16 protein-coding genes are annotated in these 18,315 nt (G+C 61.8%); 4 read left to right on the forward strand and 12 right to left on the reverse strand.

Annotated elements, in window-relative coordinates; genetic code table 11:
* On the forward strand, positions 1-1,250 hold a 1,250-nt coding region (locus tag HLUSI_RS27955; RefSeq protein WP_016833805.1), incomplete at its 5' end, for a putative bifunctional diguanylate cyclase/phosphodiesterase.
* A gap of 12 nt (positions 1,251-1,262) precedes the next feature.
* Here the strand turns inward: HLUSI_RS27955 and HLUSI_RS27960 are convergent.
* The 10 genes from HLUSI_RS27960 to aptA form a co-directional block, all read right to left on the reverse strand.
* A complete protein-coding gene (locus HLUSI_RS27960; protein ID WP_016833806.1) occupies positions 1,263-2,492 on the reverse strand; it encodes a DMT family transporter in 1,230 nt (409 codons plus the stop codon).
* Positions 2,493-2,517: 25 nt separating this feature from the next.
* Positions 2,518-4,017 carry a M81 family metallopeptidase gene (locus tag HLUSI_RS0109845; RefSeq protein ID WP_016833807.1) on the reverse strand — a complete coding sequence of 500 codons (1,500 nt, stop codon included), beginning with the start codon at positions 4,015-4,017 and terminating at the stop codon, positions 2,518-2,520.
* A 24-nt stretch (positions 4,018-4,041) separates the two neighbouring features.
* Positions 4,042-5,298, reverse strand: coding sequence for a Zn-dependent hydrolase (locus tag HLUSI_RS0109850; protein WP_016833808.1), 1,257 nt, complete (start codon positions 5,296-5,298; stop codon positions 4,042-4,044).
* Positions 5,299-5,355: 57 nt separating this feature from the next.
* Positions 5,356-6,060 carry an ABC transporter ATP-binding protein gene (locus tag HLUSI_RS0109855; protein ID WP_016833809.1) on the reverse strand — a complete coding sequence of 235 codons (705 nt, stop codon included), beginning with the start codon at positions 6,058-6,060 and terminating at the stop codon, positions 5,356-5,358.
* A complete protein-coding gene (locus HLUSI_RS0109860; protein WP_016833810.1) occupies positions 6,057-6,824 on the reverse strand; it encodes an ABC transporter ATP-binding protein in 768 nt (255 codons plus the stop codon). Before HLUSI_RS0109860 ends, HLUSI_RS0109855 begins: the two co-directional genes overlap by 4 nt.
* The gene (locus HLUSI_RS0109865) at positions 6,824-7,810 is read right to left on the reverse strand and encodes a branched-chain amino acid ABC transporter permease (RefSeq protein WP_016833811.1); all 987 of its coding nucleotides are present in this window, start codon (positions 7,808-7,810) and stop codon (positions 6,824-6,826) included. Before HLUSI_RS0109865 ends, HLUSI_RS0109860 begins: the two co-directional genes overlap by 1 nt.
* Positions 7,811-7,820: 10 nt before the next feature.
* Positions 7,821-8,681 (reverse strand): branched-chain amino acid ABC transporter permease, encoded by an 861-nt coding sequence (locus HLUSI_RS0109870; RefSeq protein ID WP_016833812.1) that lies wholly within the window; start codon positions 8,679-8,681, stop codon positions 7,821-7,823.
* 105 nt (positions 8,682-8,786) lie between these two features.
* Positions 8,787-9,980 carry an ABC transporter substrate-binding protein gene (locus HLUSI_RS0109875; RefSeq protein WP_029363339.1) on the reverse strand — a complete coding sequence of 398 codons (1,194 nt, stop codon included), beginning with the start codon at positions 9,978-9,980 and terminating at the stop codon, positions 8,787-8,789.
* Positions 9,981-10,590: 610 nt separating this feature from the next.
* A complete protein-coding gene (locus tag HLUSI_RS0109880) occupies positions 10,591-12,084 on the reverse strand; it encodes a CoA-acylating methylmalonate-semialdehyde dehydrogenase (protein ID WP_016833814.1) in 1,494 nt (497 codons plus the stop codon).
* Between the two features lie 27 nt (positions 12,085-12,111).
* A complete protein-coding gene (gene aptA / locus HLUSI_RS0109885; protein WP_016833815.1) occupies positions 12,112-13,434 on the reverse strand; it encodes an omega-aminotransferase AptA in 1,323 nt (440 codons plus the stop codon).
* A gap of 180 nt (positions 13,435-13,614) precedes the next feature.
* On the opposite strand from aptA, the gene HLUSI_RS0109890 reads away from it, so the two are divergent.
* Together HLUSI_RS0109890 and HLUSI_RS0109895 are read left to right on the forward strand one after the other, a co-directional pair.
* The gene (locus tag HLUSI_RS0109890) at positions 13,615-15,057 is read left to right on the forward strand and encodes an aminotransferase-like domain-containing protein (RefSeq protein WP_016833816.1); all 1,443 of its coding nucleotides are present in this window, start codon (positions 13,615-13,617) and stop codon (positions 15,055-15,057) included.
* 47 nt (positions 15,058-15,104) lie between these two features.
* On the forward strand, positions 15,105-15,764 hold the full coding sequence (locus HLUSI_RS0109895) for an HAD family hydrolase (protein WP_016833817.1): 660 nt from the start codon (positions 15,105-15,107) through the stop codon (positions 15,762-15,764).
* A 6-nt stretch (positions 15,765-15,770) separates the two neighbouring features.
* Here HLUSI_RS0109895 and HLUSI_RS0109900 read toward each other — a convergent pair whose 3' ends face one another.
* Together HLUSI_RS0109900 and HLUSI_RS0109905 are read right to left on the reverse strand one after the other, a co-directional pair.
* Positions 15,771-16,409 carry a DsbA family protein gene (locus HLUSI_RS0109900; protein ID WP_016833818.1) on the reverse strand — a complete coding sequence of 213 codons (639 nt, stop codon included), beginning with the start codon at positions 16,407-16,409 and terminating at the stop codon, positions 15,771-15,773.
* Between the two features lie 135 nt (positions 16,410-16,544).
* The gene (locus HLUSI_RS0109905) at positions 16,545-17,441 is read right to left on the reverse strand and encodes an MBL fold metallo-hydrolase (RefSeq protein ID WP_040503346.1); all 897 of its coding nucleotides are present in this window, start codon (positions 17,439-17,441) and stop codon (positions 16,545-16,547) included.
* Positions 17,442-17,596: 155 nt separating this feature from the next.
* Between HLUSI_RS0109905 and HLUSI_RS0109910 the strand changes: the two genes are divergently transcribed.
* A partial coding sequence (locus tag HLUSI_RS0109910; RefSeq protein ID WP_016833820.1) for a LysR family transcriptional regulator occupies positions 17,597-18,315 on the forward strand: 719 nt, incomplete at its 3' end.

Consider the following 18,315-nt stretch of genomic DNA (forward strand, 5'->3'; position numbering starts at 1 on the left):
GTCTCGGCCACCTGGCCGGCGACCGCATGATCATCCAGGTCGCTGCGCGCCTCAGGAACGCCCTGCGTCCGGATCATCCCGGCTTGTCTGCCTCCTCGGCAGAGGAGGGCGCCAAGGGTATCAGCCCGAGCTACACGCTGGCGCGCATGGGCGGCGATGAATTCACGGTGCTGCTGAGCGACATCGACGATGTCGGCGCAGCGGTGCGCATCGCCGAGCGCATCCAGGCGGCGATGGCGTTGCCGTTCCTGATCCGCGACCAGGAAATTTACGCCAGCGCCAGCACAGGCATCGTGTTCAGCGACGTCGGCCATACGCTTGCCGATGAAGTCTTGCGCGATGCGGACCTCGCCGTGCACCGCGCCAAGGCCATGGGCAAGAGTCGCTACGAAGTGTTCGACCGCAGCATGCGCAAGGGCGAGGTCAGCCGCCTCGCCATCGAGACCGCGCTGCGCCACGCCCTCAAGAACAATGAATTCGTACTGCACTACCAGCCCATCATTGAATTGCAGGGCGGCATCATCGTCGGCGTCGAGGCGTTGGTGCGTTGGCAGCGCGGACCGGATGAGCTGGTCTATCCGGGCGACTTCATCGACGTCGCCGAAGACACCGGCCTGATCCTCCACATCGGCATGTGGGTGCTGCGCGAAGCCTGCCGCCAGATGCACCAATGGCACCGGCAATTCCCGCGCGCCAAGCCGCTCACCATCAGCGTCAATATTTCACCGCGCCAGTTCGTTCAGCCCAACCTGGTGGACCAGATCAAGCAGATCGTCGCCGAGACCGGCATCGATCCCAATACCTTGCGCCTGGAGATCACCGAAAGCGTGACCATGGGCGACGTCGAGCGCACCATCCGTATCCTGTCGCAGTTGCGCGAGATCGGCGTGCGCTTCAGCGTCGACGATTTCGGCACCGGCTATTCATCGCTCAGCTACCTGCACCGTTTTCCGCTAGACGTGTTGAAGATCGACCGTTCCTTCGTCATGCGCATGAATGAGGACCACGAGCGTTTGCAGATCGTGCAGACCATCATGACGCTGGCGCGCAATCTCGGCATCGAGGTCGTGGCGGAAGGTACCGAGACCGAGATGCAGGTCGACCACCTGCGCAACATCGGTTGCGATTTCGGTCAGGGATTTTTCTTTTCGCGCGCGCTGGCGCCGGAGACGGTCACGGACTTGCTCTACGTGCCGCACCATGTGCTCAAGACCGCTTTCGTCAATTCGCTGCAGACCACGCCGCACTGATCAGCGAACCGGTCAGACCCTGCGCAGGCGCACCCGCAGGGCGCCCGTCGGCAGCAGCACGCAGACGGCGGCGCCGAAGATCAGCGCGAAGCCCAGCAGGTCGGGCATGCTGGGGCGTTCACCGAGCAGCAGCACCGCGCTGCTGACGCCGACCACCGGCACCAGCAAAGTGCCCAACGCGGCGACGCCGGCTGGCAACCTGGCAATGATTTCGAACCACAGGATGTAGGCCGCCGCCATACCGAAAAAGATGTGATAAGCCAACGCGACCATCACCGTCAACTGTAGCGCACCCAGGTGTGGCCAGCCCTCGAACGACAGCAAGCCGGCCAGCGCCACCACGCCCGTCGGCAGCAGCACGCAGACGGCGGCGCCGAAGATCAGCGCGAAGCCCAGCAGGTCGGGCATGCTGGGGCGTTCACCGAGCAGCAGCACCGCGCTGCTGACGCCGACCACCGGCACCAGCAAAGTGCCCAACGCGGCGACGCCGGCTGGCAACCTGGCAATGATTTCGAACCACAGGATGTAGGCCGCCGCCATACCGAAAAAGATGTGATAAGCCAACGCGACCATCACCGTCAACTGTAGCGCACCCAGGTGTGGCCAGCCCTCGAACGACAGCAAGCCGGCCAGCGCCACCAGCGCGCCGATCAGCAATTGCCACGCGGCGATCGCCAGCGGTTCCGCATTGACCCTGGCCCATTTCGTATAGACGGTTCCGGCCGCCCAGGTCAGTGCCGCGGCCAGTGCGTAGAGGATGCCGTGCGGCAAATTCAGCAGGCCGCCGCCGATCAACGGCGCGATCAATACGGCGAGGCCGCCGGCGCCGAATGCCAGGCCGATGCCGCGCACGCGGTCGAGTTTCTCGCCGAGCGCGATGCGCGCAAACAGCGTCGCCCACAGCGGCATGGAATAGGTGATGATCGCCACGCGCGAGGTCGCCGCACCGAGCTGGGCGAAGGTCAGCAGGATATTGAACATCGCGATATTGAGCAGGCCGGTCATGACGATGTGCGGACGATCGCGCCGGTCGATGTACAGGCTGCGGCCGCGTGCGAACGCCAGCAGAAACAGCGTGCACGCCGCAGCGCCGAGCCCGATGCTGCGCAAGGTCCATGGCGAAACCCCGCCCAGCGATACCTTGACCGCGGGCCAGTTGAGTCCCCAGAGCACGCCGAGGACGAGCAGCAACAATTTGGCCTTGGCGCTGTCCTTGCGGCCCTGCGCGCTCGTCGATGGCATCGTCGTAATACTCAACGTCAGACCGTCAGACCGGCGACGGTGTGGTCGCGTCCAGCGGATAGACCGGACGGCGTACCTTGCGGATCGGGAACAGGTCGAAGTTGGAGCTGGTCGGGCCGCCGCTATCGGAGTCGCATTCTTCCAGGCCCTTGCTGATCGGCACGAACACCGGACGGCAATACATGCGCGATTTCAGGATCACGTAATCCATCGTTGCCGGGTCCAGGCCCAGGCTGGTGAACACGCCCAGGTCATACGGTTCGACGCGTTCTTCGGTGATCACGATCTTGGCAGCGCCGGTATCGAACAGCACGCTGTTGCCCATGTTGATGGTGGACCCGGTATAGATCGGGCCGGACACGCGGAACACGCCGTCGGTGATCGCCAGCACCTTGCCGATCAGTTGCAGCGGCGTCTTGACGATGCCCTGCTGCGTCAGCGCCACCTTGTTGCCGACCGCCAGCGTGACGGTAGCGCCGACGCCGGCTTTCAACAATTGCGCGACCGCTTCCGGATCGCTGATCGGACCGGCGGCGATGCCGCGCATGCCTTCGGCCAGTGCCGCTTCCAGCACGTCCATGGTGTTGCAGGTGCCGCCCGACATGACGTTGTCGCTATGGTCCAGCAACAGCACCGGGCCTTTGCCGGCGCCTGCCGCCATTTCGCGCGCATGCGCCAGCGACTGGCGCAGCGGCTGGCTGTCGTAGACGAAGTCGTCGCGCTCGGCCCAGATCTGTTTCGCGATCGCATCGGCGACGTTCTGCGCCAGCGCGATATCGTTGTCGGTCACCACCACCACCGACATGCCGGCATCGCGGAAGTCGGACAGCGGGAATCCTGCCAGCACCGATACCGCCAATACGCCCGCCTGTTTCTCCGCCTGCCTGGCCTGTTCGACTGCGCGCAGCATGGCCGAGGCCGAGGTATTGCTGGTCAGCGTCGCCGACAGCAGCGGTATTTGCCGCCAGCCGGTGACTGGATGCGATTTCTTCTGCAGCAGCTCCACCAGCAGGCGCCCGGCATGTTCGCCGGTTTCATACATGTCGATGTGCGGATAGGTCTTGAAGCTGACGATGATGTCGGCGTTGTCGACCATCTTTTGCGTGACGTTGCCGTGCAGGTCGAGCGCCACGCACAGCGGTACATGCGGTGCGATCTTGCGGATGCGTTCGAGCAGCGCGCCTTCGCCGTCGTCGGCGTTTTCCGCCACCATCGCGCCGTGCAGATCGAGCATGATGGCGTCGCAGCCGCCCTCGATTGCCCGCACGATGGCGTCGGTCATCAACGTATAAGCATCGGCGGCCACCGTCGCGCTCGGGTTGGCCGTTGCGGACAATGGCGTCACGATAGTGGCAGCGATGCCGTCAGCGATGTCGAGGAAGGCGCCCATCGCGGTGCGTGCGCCTTTCTGGTCCTGGTAGGCAGCACCGTCCCATTGCGGCAGGAAGGCCTCCAGCGGTGTCGGGATCGGCGAGAAGGTGTTGGTCTCGTGATTCAGGCGTGCGATGACAATTTTCAACGGCATGACTATTCCTTGCTGGTTCTATATTCAGGCGACGACTTTTGCGGTGGCGAGCATGGCATGCAGCAGCACGTTGGCGCCGGCCTCCAGATGTTCCGGTTTGGCGTCTTCGATCTCGTTGTGGCTGACGCCGTCCTTGCACGGCACGAAAATCATCCCGGCCGGCACCAGGCGCGCGGCGTAGATCGCGTCGTGGCCGGCGCCCGATACCACATCCATCGTCGCGTAACCGAGCATCGCCGACGCATTGCGCACTTCGCCCACGCAGTCGGGATGGAAAGGGCAGGGCGGGAAATAGGACACGCGTTCCAGCTCGATCTTCAGTCCGGTCTTCTGGCGGGTTTGCTCCAGACAGGCCAGCAAGTCTTCGTGCATCTGATTCAATGTCTCGTCGCTGACGTTGCGCAGATCGATGGAGAATTTCACCTGGCCAGGAATCACGTTGCGGCTGTTCGGCATCACCTGCACCTGGCCGACGGTGCCGCGACCGTAGGGTGGATAGCGGTTCGCAATGGCCACGACTTCCTGCATGATATAGGTCGACACTTGCAGCGCATCCTTGCGGATTTCCATCGGCGTCGGACCGGCGTGCGATTCAAAACCGGTGACCGTGCAGTCGTACCACGACAGGCCGAGCACGGCCGGCACCACGCCGATGACGGTGTCGGCGTTTTCCAGCACCGGGCCTTGTTCGATGTGCGCTTCGTAATACGCGCCGATCGGATGGTCGCCGCACTTCTGCTCGCCGATATAGCCGATGCGCGTCAGTTCATCCTTGACGTTCTTGCCGTCGACGTCGGTTGCGCCGTAAGCATGCTCCAGCGTGAACGCGCCGCAGAACACACCGGAACCCATCATCACCGGCACGAAGCGCGAACCTTCTTCGTTGGTCCACACCGCAACTTCGATCGGCGCTTCGGTCTGGATGTTGTGCTGGTTCAGCGTACGGATGACTTCCATGCCGGCCAGCACGCCGTAGTTGCCGTCGAACTTGCCGCCGGTGGGTTGCGTGTCGATGTGCGAGCCGGTGACCACCGGCGGCAGATCGTTGTTGCGGCCGGCGCGGCGCATGAAGATGTTGCCGATCTGGTCGACGACCACGCTCATGCCCTCCTGTTTCGCCCAGCTGCTGACGAGGTCGCGACCCTGCTTGTCGAGATCGGTCAGCGCCAGGCGGCAGACGCCGCCCTTCGGCGTGGCACCGATGGCGCCGAGATCCATCAGCGAGTTCCACAGGCGTTTGCCGTCGATGCGTAAATTGGTGATGCTGGTTTTCATGTCCATGAATGGCTCCGTCAAATTCTGTTTGTACGATATCCGGCTAGTAACTCAGGCGGCAACTCATGCAGCCAGATTCACGCCAAGATAGCGATCTTTCGCGCTGTCGTCGGCAAGGAATTCCGCATTGGTCGCGGTATAGGCAATGCGCCCCTGCTCCACAATGTAATGCCGATCCGCCAACTGTGTGCAGACCTCCAGATTCTGCTCGACCAGGATGATCGACATGCCGGTCGCCTTGATCAGTTTGATCTGCGCCACGATCTCGTCGACGATCACCGGCGCCAGTCCCTCGACCGGTTCGTCCAGCATCAGCACCTTGGGATGCGTCATCAGCGCGCGCGCAATCGCCAGCATCTGCTGTTCGCCGCCCGACAACTGGCCGCCGCCGTTCTTGCGGCGCTCCTTCAGGCGGGGGAAGATCTTGTAGACGTCTTCCAGGCCCCAGGCCGAATCCTTGCGCGCCGCCATGGTCAGGTTTTCTTCCACCGTCAGCAGCTTGAAGATGCCGCGATGTTCCGGCACCAGGCACACGCCGCGTGCGGCAATCTTGTAGGCAGGCAGGCCGGCGACGTTATTGCCTTCGAACATGACCTTGCCCTGGCGCGGTTGCACCACGCCGACGATGCTTTTCAAGGTGGTGCTTTTGCCGGCGCCGTTGCGGCCCAGCAGCGTCACCACTTCGCCGGCCGCGACCTGCAACGACACGCCTTGCAGCACATGGCTCTTGCCGTAATAACCGTGAATATCTTGTACATTGAGGATCATGCCTTGCCTCCGGTGATCATGCTGCCCAGATAAGCGCGGCGCACGCGTTCGTCGTTGCGGATTTCATCCGGCTTGCCTTGCGCCAGGATCTGTCCCTGCTGCATCACCGTGATGCTGTCGGAGATGTCCATCACGATATCCATGTTGTGTTCGATCAGCACCACGGTGTAGTTGTCGCGCAGGCTGTGGATCAGCTTCTTCATGTCGGCGATGTCATCGATGCCCATACCCGAAGTCGGTTCGTCGAGGAAGATCACCTTCGGCTGGCCCGCCATCGCCATGCCGACTTCCAGGCGGCGTTGCTGGCCGTGCGAGAGTTCGGAGGAGAGACGGTCAGCGACGCCTTGCAGATTCAGACGCACCACCAGCTGCTCGGCGATAGCGCAGGCCTGGCGCAGCAATTCGGGCCGCTTCCACGGATTGAGCGCTTGCGCGGGGCGTGTGCCCTGGGCGGCCAATCGCAGGTTCTCATGCACGCTCAGGTTGGGGAACAGGCTGGTCACCTGAAACGAACGCGCCAGGCCCTTGCGCACGCGCTTGTAGCCGGGCAGGTGCGAGACTTCTTCGCCTTCGACCAGGATGCTGCCTTCGGTGATCGGCGTGGTGCCTGTCAGCGTATGGAACAGCGTCGTCTTGCCGGCGCCGTTGGGTCCGATCACCGAATGCACGGTGCCGGGCAGGATATCCAGCGTGATGTTGTTGACGGCGGTGAACTTGCCGTAGCGCTTGGTCACGTTCACCGCTTTGAGGATGGGCGTATTCATCAATGACTCTCCTTGGCGACGTCGGCGCTCGGTTTTTCACCCGGGCGCAAGCGTCGCAGCAGCGATTGCGCAAGACCGTACAAGCCCTTGTGCATGTACAGGCTCACGCCGATCAGCAGGAAGCCGAGCAGCATCAGCCAGCGCGGCCACAGCGTCGACAACCAGTTGCCGACCAATACGTAGAACGAAGCGCCCAGCACCGAGGCAAACAGGTTGCCGGTGCCGCCGATCACGGTCATGATCAGGATCGATTCGCTGGTGTGGTATTCAATATTCGACAACGGTGCGACCCCGGTCATCATCGCGTGCAGGCCGCCCGCGAGGCCGGTCACGGCGCCCGAGATGACGAAGGCCGCCAGCTTCAGCAAGGTGATGTCGTAGCCCACCGCGGATGCGCGCGCCTCGTTGTCGCGCACCGCCAGCAAGGTGCGGCCCAGCACAGAGTCGACCACGCGTTGCAGCAGCCAGAACACCACCACGAACAGGATCGCGACGAAGCTGTAGTACTGCCACGACGTGGTCGTCGGCAACAGCGTGTGACCCAGTACCGACAGGTTAGGACGCGGAATGTCGAGCAGGCCGTTGTCGCCGCCGGTGATGTCCTTCATCGTGTAGGCGAGGAAGTAGAACATCTGCGCAAACGCCAGCGTCAGCATGACGAAATAAGTGCCGCGCTGGCGGATCGAGAACCAGCCGACCAGCAGCGCAATCAGTCCGCCGATGACGGCGGCGATCGCCAGCGAAATCAGCAGCGGCGCTTTCAGGTGCAGCAGCGCGAGGCCGGTGGCGTAACTGCCGATGCCGAAGAAAATCCCTTGGCCGAACGACATCAGGCCGGTATAGCCGAGCAGCAGATTGCAGCCGAGCGCAGCCAATGCATAGATCAGCACTTCGGTCGCCAGCGTGCCGGAGCCGACGCACAACGGCAGCAGCAACACGACGGCGATGGCAAGCAGCGTAAAACGGAAATGAGCAATATGTTTCATGGCCGTCTCCTCAGCTGGCGCGGCCAAGCAGGCCGTTGGGACGCAGCAGCATGACCGCCGCCATCGCCACGTAAATCATCAGATGCGCGCCTTCCGACCACACCGTGCTCATCACGCTTTGCACGATGCCGACCAGGATGCCGCCCACCAGCGCGCCGGAGAAACTGCCAAGACCGCCGATCACCACCACGACGAAAGCGATGCCCAGCGCTTCCACGCCCATGAACGGCTCGACGCCGCGAATCGGCGCCGCCAGCGCTCCTGCAAGGCCAGCGGTGAAGGCGCCCAGTGCAAACACCAGACTGAAAATGCGATCGATATTGAGGCCCAGCAGCGACACCATTTCGGTTGATTCGCTACCGGCGCGCACGATGGAGCCGAGGCGCGTGCCTTCCAGGATCCACCACAGCAGCAGCGCCATCACGGCGGTGAAAGCGATCACGAACAGACGGTATTTCGGATACACGAAACCGCCGGCCATGACCACGCCTTGCAAGATATCCGGCGGCGAAATATTGTTGCCCAGCGGACCCCAATAAGAGATAACGGCTTCCTGCAACACCAGCGCCAGGCCGACCGTGAAGAGAATATGGAAATGATGCGGCAAGGCATAAATGTGGCGCAGGACGAAGCGCTCGACCAGGAATGCAAACAAGCCGACCACGACGGGGGCGATCAGCAGCGACCACCAGAAATTGACGCCCATTTCGCCGAGCTGGAAGCAGAAATAAGCACCCAGCAGGAAGAACGCGCCATGCGAAAAATTGACGAAACGCAGTAGCCCGAACACGATGGACAAGCCCACCGCCAAAAGGAAATACAGCATGCCGATGCCGATGCCGTTGGCAATTTGCAGCAGATAGATATTCATGAAACCTCGAAACGCTTGTGCAAGCAGCTTGCAGTAATGTGCGGAATTGGCGCCGTGCGAGGGAGGTGCACGGCGCCGCGCAGAAACAAACCTACATCAACCCGATCAGGTCAATTTGCACATCGTCTTGTCGAGCGCGAGGAAGGATTTTCCGGACGAGATGATGTCCGCGTAGTCATTCTTGTTGCGCATCTTCGACTTGGCCTTGCCCTTGAGCAGGTAGTAGTTCTTGATGACCTGGTGATCGCCCTTGCGGATTTCCTCGGTGCCGGTCAGGCCTTCGTATTTCATGCCTTCCATGGCCGCGATGACCGCTTTCGGATCGGTGCTGTTGGCCTTGATGATGGCGTCGAGCACGATCTTGGTACAGATATAGGAACCGGCCAGGCTGTAGTTCGGGTCGATCTTCAGCGCGTCGTTGACCGTCTTGACGAATTCCTTGTTGAACGGCGCATCGATGGCGTGCCAGTACTGCGCGCCGAAATACACGCCGTCGCAAATGTCCGCGCCCAGGGTTTCGAACTGTTCCAGTCCCGAGGCCCAGGCCATCAAAATCGTACAGTTGTTCTTCATGCCGAAGCTGACCGCCTGGCGCAACGTGTCCGACGATTGCGAGCCGAAGTTCAGCAGCAGCAGGACGTCCGGCTTGGCCGCCATGGCGTTGGTGAGGTAGCCGCTGAATTCCTTCTCGGCCAGCGAGTGGTAACTGTTGCCGACGTGCTCGATGCCTTTTTCCTTGAAGATCGCCTTGGCCGCGCTCAGCAGGCCGTCGCCGAACACGTACTGCGGCGTGATGGTGTACCAGCGTTTGGCGTTCGGCATTTTTTCCAGCAGCGGACGCACGGTCTGTTCGATCGCGCCGAAGGTCGGCACCGACCAGCGGAAGGTCGCGCGGTTGCAATCGCTGCCGGTGATTTCATCGGCGCCTGCGGTGGTGATGAAGATGCTGCCGCCTTTTTCCGCTTCCTTGCCCATCGCCAGCGCTTCGCCGGAGAGGATGCCGCCGGCGAAAAAGCGCGTGCCCTTTTCCATCGTTTCCTGCACCTTGCGTACGGCGGTCGCCGGTTTTCCTTCGGTGTCCAACGTGGTGTAGCTCAGGTTCTTGCCGAGCACCTTGCCGTATTTTTGCAGCACCAGCTTCATGCCCATGTCGGCGTACTTGCCGTTGGCGGCGAAAGGGCCGGACATCGGCACCGGGCAACCGAACTGGATCGCATCGGCTTGCGCGAAGACATCGGTATAGGACAGCGCGCCAGGTGCGGCAAGGGCGGACAGCTTGAGAAAATCACGACGTTTCATCATATTCACATCTCCAAAAAATGACTGCGCATTGAAAGGGTTGATCGGCAATTGAGTCGGGGTATTGTGACGCAAGTTCCATGCCCGTGACGATAAAAAATCATGGCGCCGCCAGAGGGAAAAATGCGCGGAAAAGCACAGCAAAAAACTATTGCAGGGATATGAGGAAATGCACCGCGTTTACCTCGGTAAAAGCAGCGTGAAGATGACGGTTTTGCGACCTTGTGCGCACGCGAATGTGCGAACGTCGCAATGCATGATGACGTTGGATCATGAATTGCTCCTCCTGGATTAATGTCTCTGTTCGTTTTTATATTTTTACTGCCGCGAATGGCTGCATGATCATGTCTTTTTGCACGTCCGCATTTTGTTTTTTTCGCGTTACTGCATGCTACGTGAATTACTTCCCGGAGGGATTTTTCTTTTGATGAATTTAATCTTTCCTTTCTGCAGATGACGGTGCATTTCCAGTATCGTTCTGCACCATCAAATTCGTCTTTCGCACCAATACTTCACATGAAAAAACCGGTTCCGAAAACGGCGACGGCATGAGGTTCGCTCATGCCGTTTTGTCTATGGAGAAATCACCGTTTTCATTTTTCTTTCAGGATCATTTCATCTGCGGGAACGCGAACTCGGCGCCGGCGCTGGCGGTGTTCGGCCAACGCTGCATCACGGCTTTCGCGCGGGTGTAAAAGCGCACGCCTTCGGGACCGTAGACATGATGGTCGCCGAACAGGCTGCGCTTCCATCCGCCGAAACTGCTGAACGCCATCGGCACCGGCAGCGGCACGTTGACGCCGACCATGCCGACTTCGATCTGGCGCACGAACTCGCGCGCCACGCCGCCGTCGCGTGTGAAGACGGCGACGCCGTTGCCGTATTCGTGGTTGTTGATCAGCTCGACTGCTGTGGCGACATCCGGCGCGCGCACCACACAGAGAACCGGTCCGAAAATTTCTTCCTTGTAGATGGTCATCTCCGGCGTGACGTGATCGAACAAGGTGCCGCCGACGAAGAAACCGTTTTCACGACCCGGCACCTTGAAGCCGCGACCGTCGACCACCAGCGTCGCGCCTTCTTCGACGCCCTTGCCGATCAGGCCTTCGATGCGGGCTTTTGCCGCGGCGGTGACGACCGGACCCATCTCGGCATCTTTTTCCATGCCGTCATTGATCTTCAGATTGCGTGTGCGTTCAGCCAATGCAGAAACCAACTTGTCGCCGGCGTCGCCCACTGCAACGGCAACCGAGATCGCCATGCAGCGTTCGCCGGCCGAACCGTAGGCTGCGCCGATCAGCGCATCGACCGCGACTTGCATGTCGGCGTCCGGCATGACCACCATGTGATTCTTGGCGCCGCCCAATGCCTGGACGCGCTTGCCCTTGGCGCTGCCGCGCGCGTAGATGTACTCGGCGATCGGGGTCGAGCCGACGAAGCTGATGGCTTTGACTTTCGGATGATCGAGCAATGCATCGACGGTGACCTTGTCGCCCTGGATCACGCTGAACACGCCGTCCGGCAAACCGGCTTGCTGCAGCAATTCGGCGATCAGCAGCGACGCCGACGGATCGCGTTCGGACGGTTTGAGGATGAAGCAGTTGCCGCAGGCCAGCGCGATCGGGAACATCCACATCGGCACCATCGCCGGGAAGTTGAACGGCGTGATGCCGGCCACCACGCCGAGAGGCTGGCGCATCGACCAGGCGTCGATGCCGCGTGCGATCTGGTCGGTGTATTCGCCCTTGAGCATTTGCGGAATGCCGACCGCGTATTCGACCACTTCGATACCGCGCGCGACTTCGCCTTGCGCGTCGGAAAAAGTCTTGCCGTGTTCGCGGGTGAGGATGGCGGCGAAGTCGTCGGCGTGCTGCTGGATCAGGTTCAGGAATTTGAACAGCACGCGCGCGCGCGTCAGCGGCGGCGTATTGGACCAGGCGGGGAAAGCGGCGACGGCGGTGGCGACGGCATCATTGACTTCTTCCGCCGTGCCCAGCGCAACGCGTGCTACCGCCACGCCCAGGGCCGGGTTGAAGACATCGGCGTAACGTCCGCTCCTGGTATCGACGCGCTGGCCGCCGATGTAGTGTGCAATCTTTTCCATGAATCTTTCTTGCGTTGTGATGTGGGATCAGGCCAGCGTCTTGAGGATGGCCGCCAGCTTGCCGAACAGTTCGTCGATGTGTTTCTTCTCGATGATCAGCGGCGGCGACAAGGCGATGATGTCGCCGGTCACGCGGATCAGGATGCCGTCGTTGAAGGCGCGGCGGAAGGCGTCGTAGGCGCGTGCGCCGACCTTGCCCGGAATCGACGACAGCTCGATGCCGACGATCATGCCGATGGTGCGGATGTCGATCACGTGCGGCAGGCCGCGTAGCGCGTGGGCGGCCTCCTGGAAATAATCGGCGACGCCGTTGGCGTGTTCGAGGATGCCGTCCTGTTCGAAGATGTCCAGCGAAGCCAGGCCGGCGGCGCAGGCCAGCGGATGGCCGGAGTAGGTGTAGCCGTGGAACAGTTCGATGCCGTCGGGGCCGTTCATGAAGGCGTCGTGGATGTGCGGCTTGACGAACACGGCGCCCATCGGCACCACGCCGTTGGTGAGGCCCTTGGCGGTGGTGAAGATGTCCGGCTCGACGCCGAAGTAGTCCGATGCGAACGGCGTGCCGAGGCGACCGAAGCCGGTGATCACTTCGTCGAAAATCAGCAGGATGCCGTGCTTGGTGCAGATGTCGCGCAGGCGTTGCAGGTAACCCTTGGGCGGGATCAGCACGCCGGTGGAGCCGGCCACCGGCTCGACGATCACGGCGGCGATGTTGGAGGCGTCGTGCAGCGTGACCAGGCGTTCCAGTTCATCGGCCAGGTGGGTGCCGTATTCCGGCTCGCCCTTGGTGAAGGCGTTCTTTTCGAGGTTGTGGGTGTGCGGCAGGTGATCCACGCCTTGCAGCAGCGCCGAATTGAAGGTCTTGCGATTACCGCCGATGCCGCCGACCGACATGCCGCCGAAGCCGACGCCGTGGTAGCCGCGCTCGCGGCCGATCAGGCGGGTGCGGGTGGCGTCGCCGCGGGAGCGATGATAGGCCAGGGCGATTTTCAGGGCGGTGTCGACTGCTTCCGAGCCGGAGCCGGTGTAGAACACTTGCGAATAACGGCCGCCGGTGTATTGCTTCAGGCGCTCGGCCAGTTCAAACGCCATCGGATGGCCGAGCTGGAAGGACGGCGCGTAGTCGAGTGTCGCCACGGCCTTTTGCACGGCCGACACGATCTTCGGCTGGGCGTGGCCGAGCGGTACGCACCACAGGCCGGCGGTGCCGTCGAGGATGGCATTGCCGGCGTCGTCGCGATAGTACATGCCTTCCGCCGACACCAGCATGCGCGGGTTGGCTTTGAAGTTGCGGTTGGCGGTATAGGGCATCCAATAGGCGGACAGATCGGAAGCGGAAAGTGGTTTGTTCATTTCAGGCGCACCTCGGGCGGTTGACGATGCTCGATTATTGCGAGACGCGGCCGGGATTGTTAGATACACTTTGGAATTAACCGAAGAACTGTATTGTTTATTTCAACAATCTGTATTGATGACACTTGCCCGCCTGACAAGGTCTTGAGAACGTCGGCAGCGGGCGGCAACGAGGACAACATGGCGAAGGCCCAGCGTGAAGCGGTTTACCTGACATTGGAGCGCAGCGGCGCCAAGGGCGGCTCCAGAAGCGGCAGCAACCGACTGGTCGAACAAGTGGTGAACGGATTGGCGCAATTGATCGAACAGGGCGCGCTGCGTTCCGGCGAACGCCTGCCCTCGGTGCGGCAGTTTGCCGAGTCGCACGCCATCGGCGCCTCGACCGTGGTGGAGGCTTATGAGCAACTGGTGGCGCGCGGCCTGCTGATCGTGCGGCGCGGCGCCGGCTTCTTCATCGCGCCCAAGGGCGCCAACCCGCCGCCGGCGATGGCGTTCACGCCGCCCGATCCGGTCATCGATTCAGCCTGGCTATTGTCGGAAATGTTCGCCGACGAGCGGGTGCCGATCAAGGCCGGCTGCGGCTGGCTGCCCGGCAAGTGGCTGGACGATGAAGGTCTGCACCAGGCCGAGCGCCGCATCATCCGCTCGCCCGGCGCCCAACAGGTCGGCTATGGCCATCCTTACGGTTACGCGCCGCTGCGCCAGATCATTTGCCAGTTCCTGGCCAACTGGTCGCTGGAAGTCTCGCTCGATCAGGTGCTCACCTCGCACGGCGCGACGCAGGGGCTGGACCTGATCATCCGCACCATGGTCAAGCGCGGCGAGACGGTGTTCGTCGACGATCCCGGTTATTGCAACCTGATCGCCATGCTCAGGATGGCCGACCTCAACGTGATCGGCATTCCGCGCACGCCCACCGGCGTCGACACCGAGAGGCTGGAGACGCTGGCGCGCACGCACAAGCCGAAACTGTTTTTCACCACCAGCGTGCTGCATAACCCGACCGGCACGTCGTACACGCCGGCCTGCGCGATGCGTGTGTTGCAAGCGGCCGAGCGCCATGGCTTCTGGGTGGTGGAGGACGACATCTTCCGCGAGCTGGGCCAGCCCACCGATCCGATGCTGGCGGCGCTGGATGGTTTGCAGCGCGTGATCTACGTCGGCAGTTATTCGAAGACCATCGCGCCCTCGCTGCGTCTCGGCTTCATCGCCTGCCAGCGCGACCTGGCGCGCCAGCTGGTGCATACCAAGATGGTGCTGAGCTTGACCAATTCCGAAATCAACGAACGCCTGGTGCACAGCGTGCTGACCGAAGGCCATCATCGCCGCCATGTCGAGAACCTGGCGGCGTCGCTGCTCAATGCGCAGTCGCGCGTCAACGGCAAGCTCAGCGAAGTCGGTCTGACGCCTTTCACGGCGGCGCGCGGCGGCATGTTTTCCTGGGCCCGTCTGGACGGTTGCGAGCTGAATGCGCGCGAGATCGCCGACCGTGCGCGGCAAAAGGGCATCTGGCTGGCGCCGGGAGAATTTTTCCATCTCACGCCGCCGGACGAGCCGTGGTTCCGTTTCAACGTGGCGTATGCGGATGCCGCCGAGTTGTATGAATTTTTCCGCACGCTTTGATGTCGTAGCAACTCCTCCTTCCATCATCTGATGATCTCTTGAATAAAATGACGCAAAAATTCAACCCTGACTATGCAAGTTCGGCCGGTATCCGCGCCGTGGTGTTCGATTTCGGCGGCGTGCTGTTCGACTGGAATCCGCTGCACCTGTACCAAGACCTGATTCCCGATGCCGCCGAGCGTGAACACTTCCTCACCCATGTCTGCTCGCCCGACTGGAACATCCGCCAGGATGGCGGCCGCACGCTGAAGGAGGGCACCGAATTGCTGCTGGCTGAACATCCGCAGCACGCGCCGATGATCCGTGCCTTCTACGATCGCTGGACGGAAATGCTGCGCGGACCGCTGCATGACGGCGTCGAATTGCTGCGCACCTTGCACGACAAGGATGTGCCGCTGTTCGGTCTTACCAACTGGTCGTCGGAGACGTTTCCGTATGCGCTGGCGAACTATGATTTCCTGCAGATCTTCCGCGACATCGTGGTGTCCGGCACCGAGCAATGCATCAAGCCGGACGACGTGATTTACCAGATCGCGCTGACGCGCTACGGCAAGCATCTACCCAACCTGAAGCCGTCGGAACTGGTCTTTCTCGACGATTCGGCGAAGAACGTCGAAGCGGCGCGCCGGCTCGGCTGGCACGCGATTCATCATGTCGATTGCGCCGAGACGGTGAAGCAGTTGCGCGAACTTGGCTTGCCGGTCTAAGCCGATTCAACGATGCGTGCAAGCGGCGAGATGCGCGCGCCACGCATCGGCTTTGCCCAGCCAGCGGCCGGTATCGAGTACTTCGAAGCGGCCTTCCTGCTCCAGCACAAAGGTCGGGAACCCGTGGCCGCCGACTTGCGCCAAGAAACGGCGGCTGGCGGCAATGTGCGGCTGCAGTTCTTCCTTGCTGATGCGTGCATGCGCTTGCGCGAATGCCTCGCCATCCAATCCCACCTCCACCGCCAGCGCACGCAGTACGTCCGTGTCGGCGATGCGTTTTCCTTCAATGTAATGGGCCTTCTGCAAACGTGACAGCAGATCCAATCCACGTCCGGCGATGTCGTCCGCCGCCAGGATTGCCGCAATCGGCGGCGCCGAATCGAATACCGCCGTTTCATCCAGCAGCAAGCCGTTGAAGTAGTCGTCGCCGAATGGTTGCCCGCTCAGTTCCGCGATGCGGTGATCGTGCGGCATGACGTAGTTGCGCAAGGCCGGGCTGACCTGCTTGCGGTTGGCGCCGGTCATCATGCCGCCGCCGTGGCCGATCACGGGCAGGACCCGGCGTGCAGCTTCCGCCAGCGGCGCGGCGCCGTAGCACCAGCCGCACAGCGGGTCATAGATGTAATGCAGGGTCGTGGAGCTCATGGTCTTTCTTTCTCTTTGCGCGATCGACAGTCTGGCGTGAAACGCCGGCGCAGGTGCGCCGGCTCTGGCTATCGATCTCGCTGCTTCAATGAGCGGATACCCGATCGGGCGTTGATGCCGTCTTGCCGGACCGTGTTACCACTTGATCTCGCCTTTGGCGACCTTGGCGCTCAGTTCCAGCACCGATAAATTGGTCGGCGCCGGGTAGCGTGCTTTCATTGCAGCGATCAGCGCGGTCGAGTCGACCGCCTTTGCAGTTTCCGCATCGAATGCCTTGATGTAGTCGCGGGTGTATTTCACGGAGGCGATGGTCATTGGCGCACCGGCGGCGTAGTGGCCAGGGATGACAATCCTCGGTTTCAGCTTTTCGATACGGGCCAATGTGCCGAGCCAATCCTTGTGCGATTGCGCACCTTGCGTGTCGGCCATCCAGATGTGCTCGCTGCCGTTCACCACCACGCCGCCGACCACGGCTCCGATGGAAGGAATCCAGACGAAGCTGCGCTCGGGCTGCGGGCCGTCAAGACCGATTACTTGCAGCTTCTTGCCTTCCAGCGTCAGCGTGTTGCCGTCGAGTACGTCGGGCACGATGGTTTGCGTCGGCGCATCGGCGCCCAGTTTGGGGCCCCAGAAGGCCAGCTTCTGAGCGACGGTTTCCTTGATGTGGGCCACGGTCTGCGGCGTCGCCAGGATCTTCACGTCAGGGTAGGCGGCCTTGATGGTGTCGAGGCCGAAGTAGTAGTCCGGGTCGCCGTGGCTGATATAGACCGCGACCAGTTTCTTGCCGCTGGCGCGGATCTTTTCCACGACCTGCTCTGCCTGCGTGCGGCCGAATTGGGCGTCGACAAGAATCGCGTCTTGCTTGCCGGTGACCAGCACCGAGCTGACCGGGAACAGCGCCTTGTCGCCGGGGTTGTAGGCATCCAGTTTGAGGACGTTGTCGGACGCTGCAGCAGCGCCGGCGGCAAGAATGCCGACAGCCGCGGCCAGTGCCAGCAGCGGACGGGAAATTGTGTGGAAGCTCGAATGCATGTTCATCTCTCCAAAACGGTTTAAACACAGGGAAAAGTGCGACGGATGAAGATTAATGATTTATTTGTTTTGGAAAAACAGCATAATGAAACATAGTTTGTTTCTAAAACCGGACATATCCACGAGATATCAAGAGAGAGGGCGGTGAAACCGGCATGGACAGATTGACCGCAATGCAGGTGTTTGTGAGCGTCGTCGACAGCGGTAGCCAGTCGGCGGCGGCCTTGCAACTGGATATGTCGCGGCCGGTGATTTCACGCTATCTGGCGGAGCTGGAAGAATGGGTGGGCGCGCGCTTGTTGCACCGGACCACGCGACGCCTGAGCCTGACGCCGGCCGGCAACGAGATTCTCGAACGCTGCCGACAGATGCTGTCATCCGCGAGCGACTTGCAACATGCGGTCAACCAGCCGCAGCAGGCGCCCAAGGGCTTGTTGCGCATCACCACGACGACCTCCTTCGGCCCGCAACTCGCGCGTGCCGTGACTGCCTACTGCAAGCGCTATCCCGGCGTGGCGGTCGATCTGGTGATGCTCGACCGCACCGTCAATCTGGTGGAAGAGCGCATCGACCTGGCGATCCGCATAACCACGCGCCTTGATCCCAACCTGATCGCGCGCAGACTGTCAGTGTGCCGTTCAACGATTTGCGCGTCGCCCGACTATCTGCGCGAACACGGCACGCCAAAAAAGGTCGCGGACCTGGCGCTGCACAATTGCCTGACGCATTCCTACGTTGGGAAAAGCCTGTGGGAGTTCGATCACAAGGGCAAGCACAGCTCGGTTGCGGTCAGCGGCAATATCAGCGCCAACGAGGCGATGGTCTTGCTGTCCGCCACGCTGGCCGACGCAAATCGATGCTGCCTGCCTGGCGC

The organism is Herbaspirillum lusitanum P6-12 (assembly GCF_000256565.1).
Taxonomy (GTDB): domain Bacteria; phylum Pseudomonadota; class Gammaproteobacteria; order Burkholderiales; family Burkholderiaceae_D; genus Herbaspirillum; species Herbaspirillum lusitanum.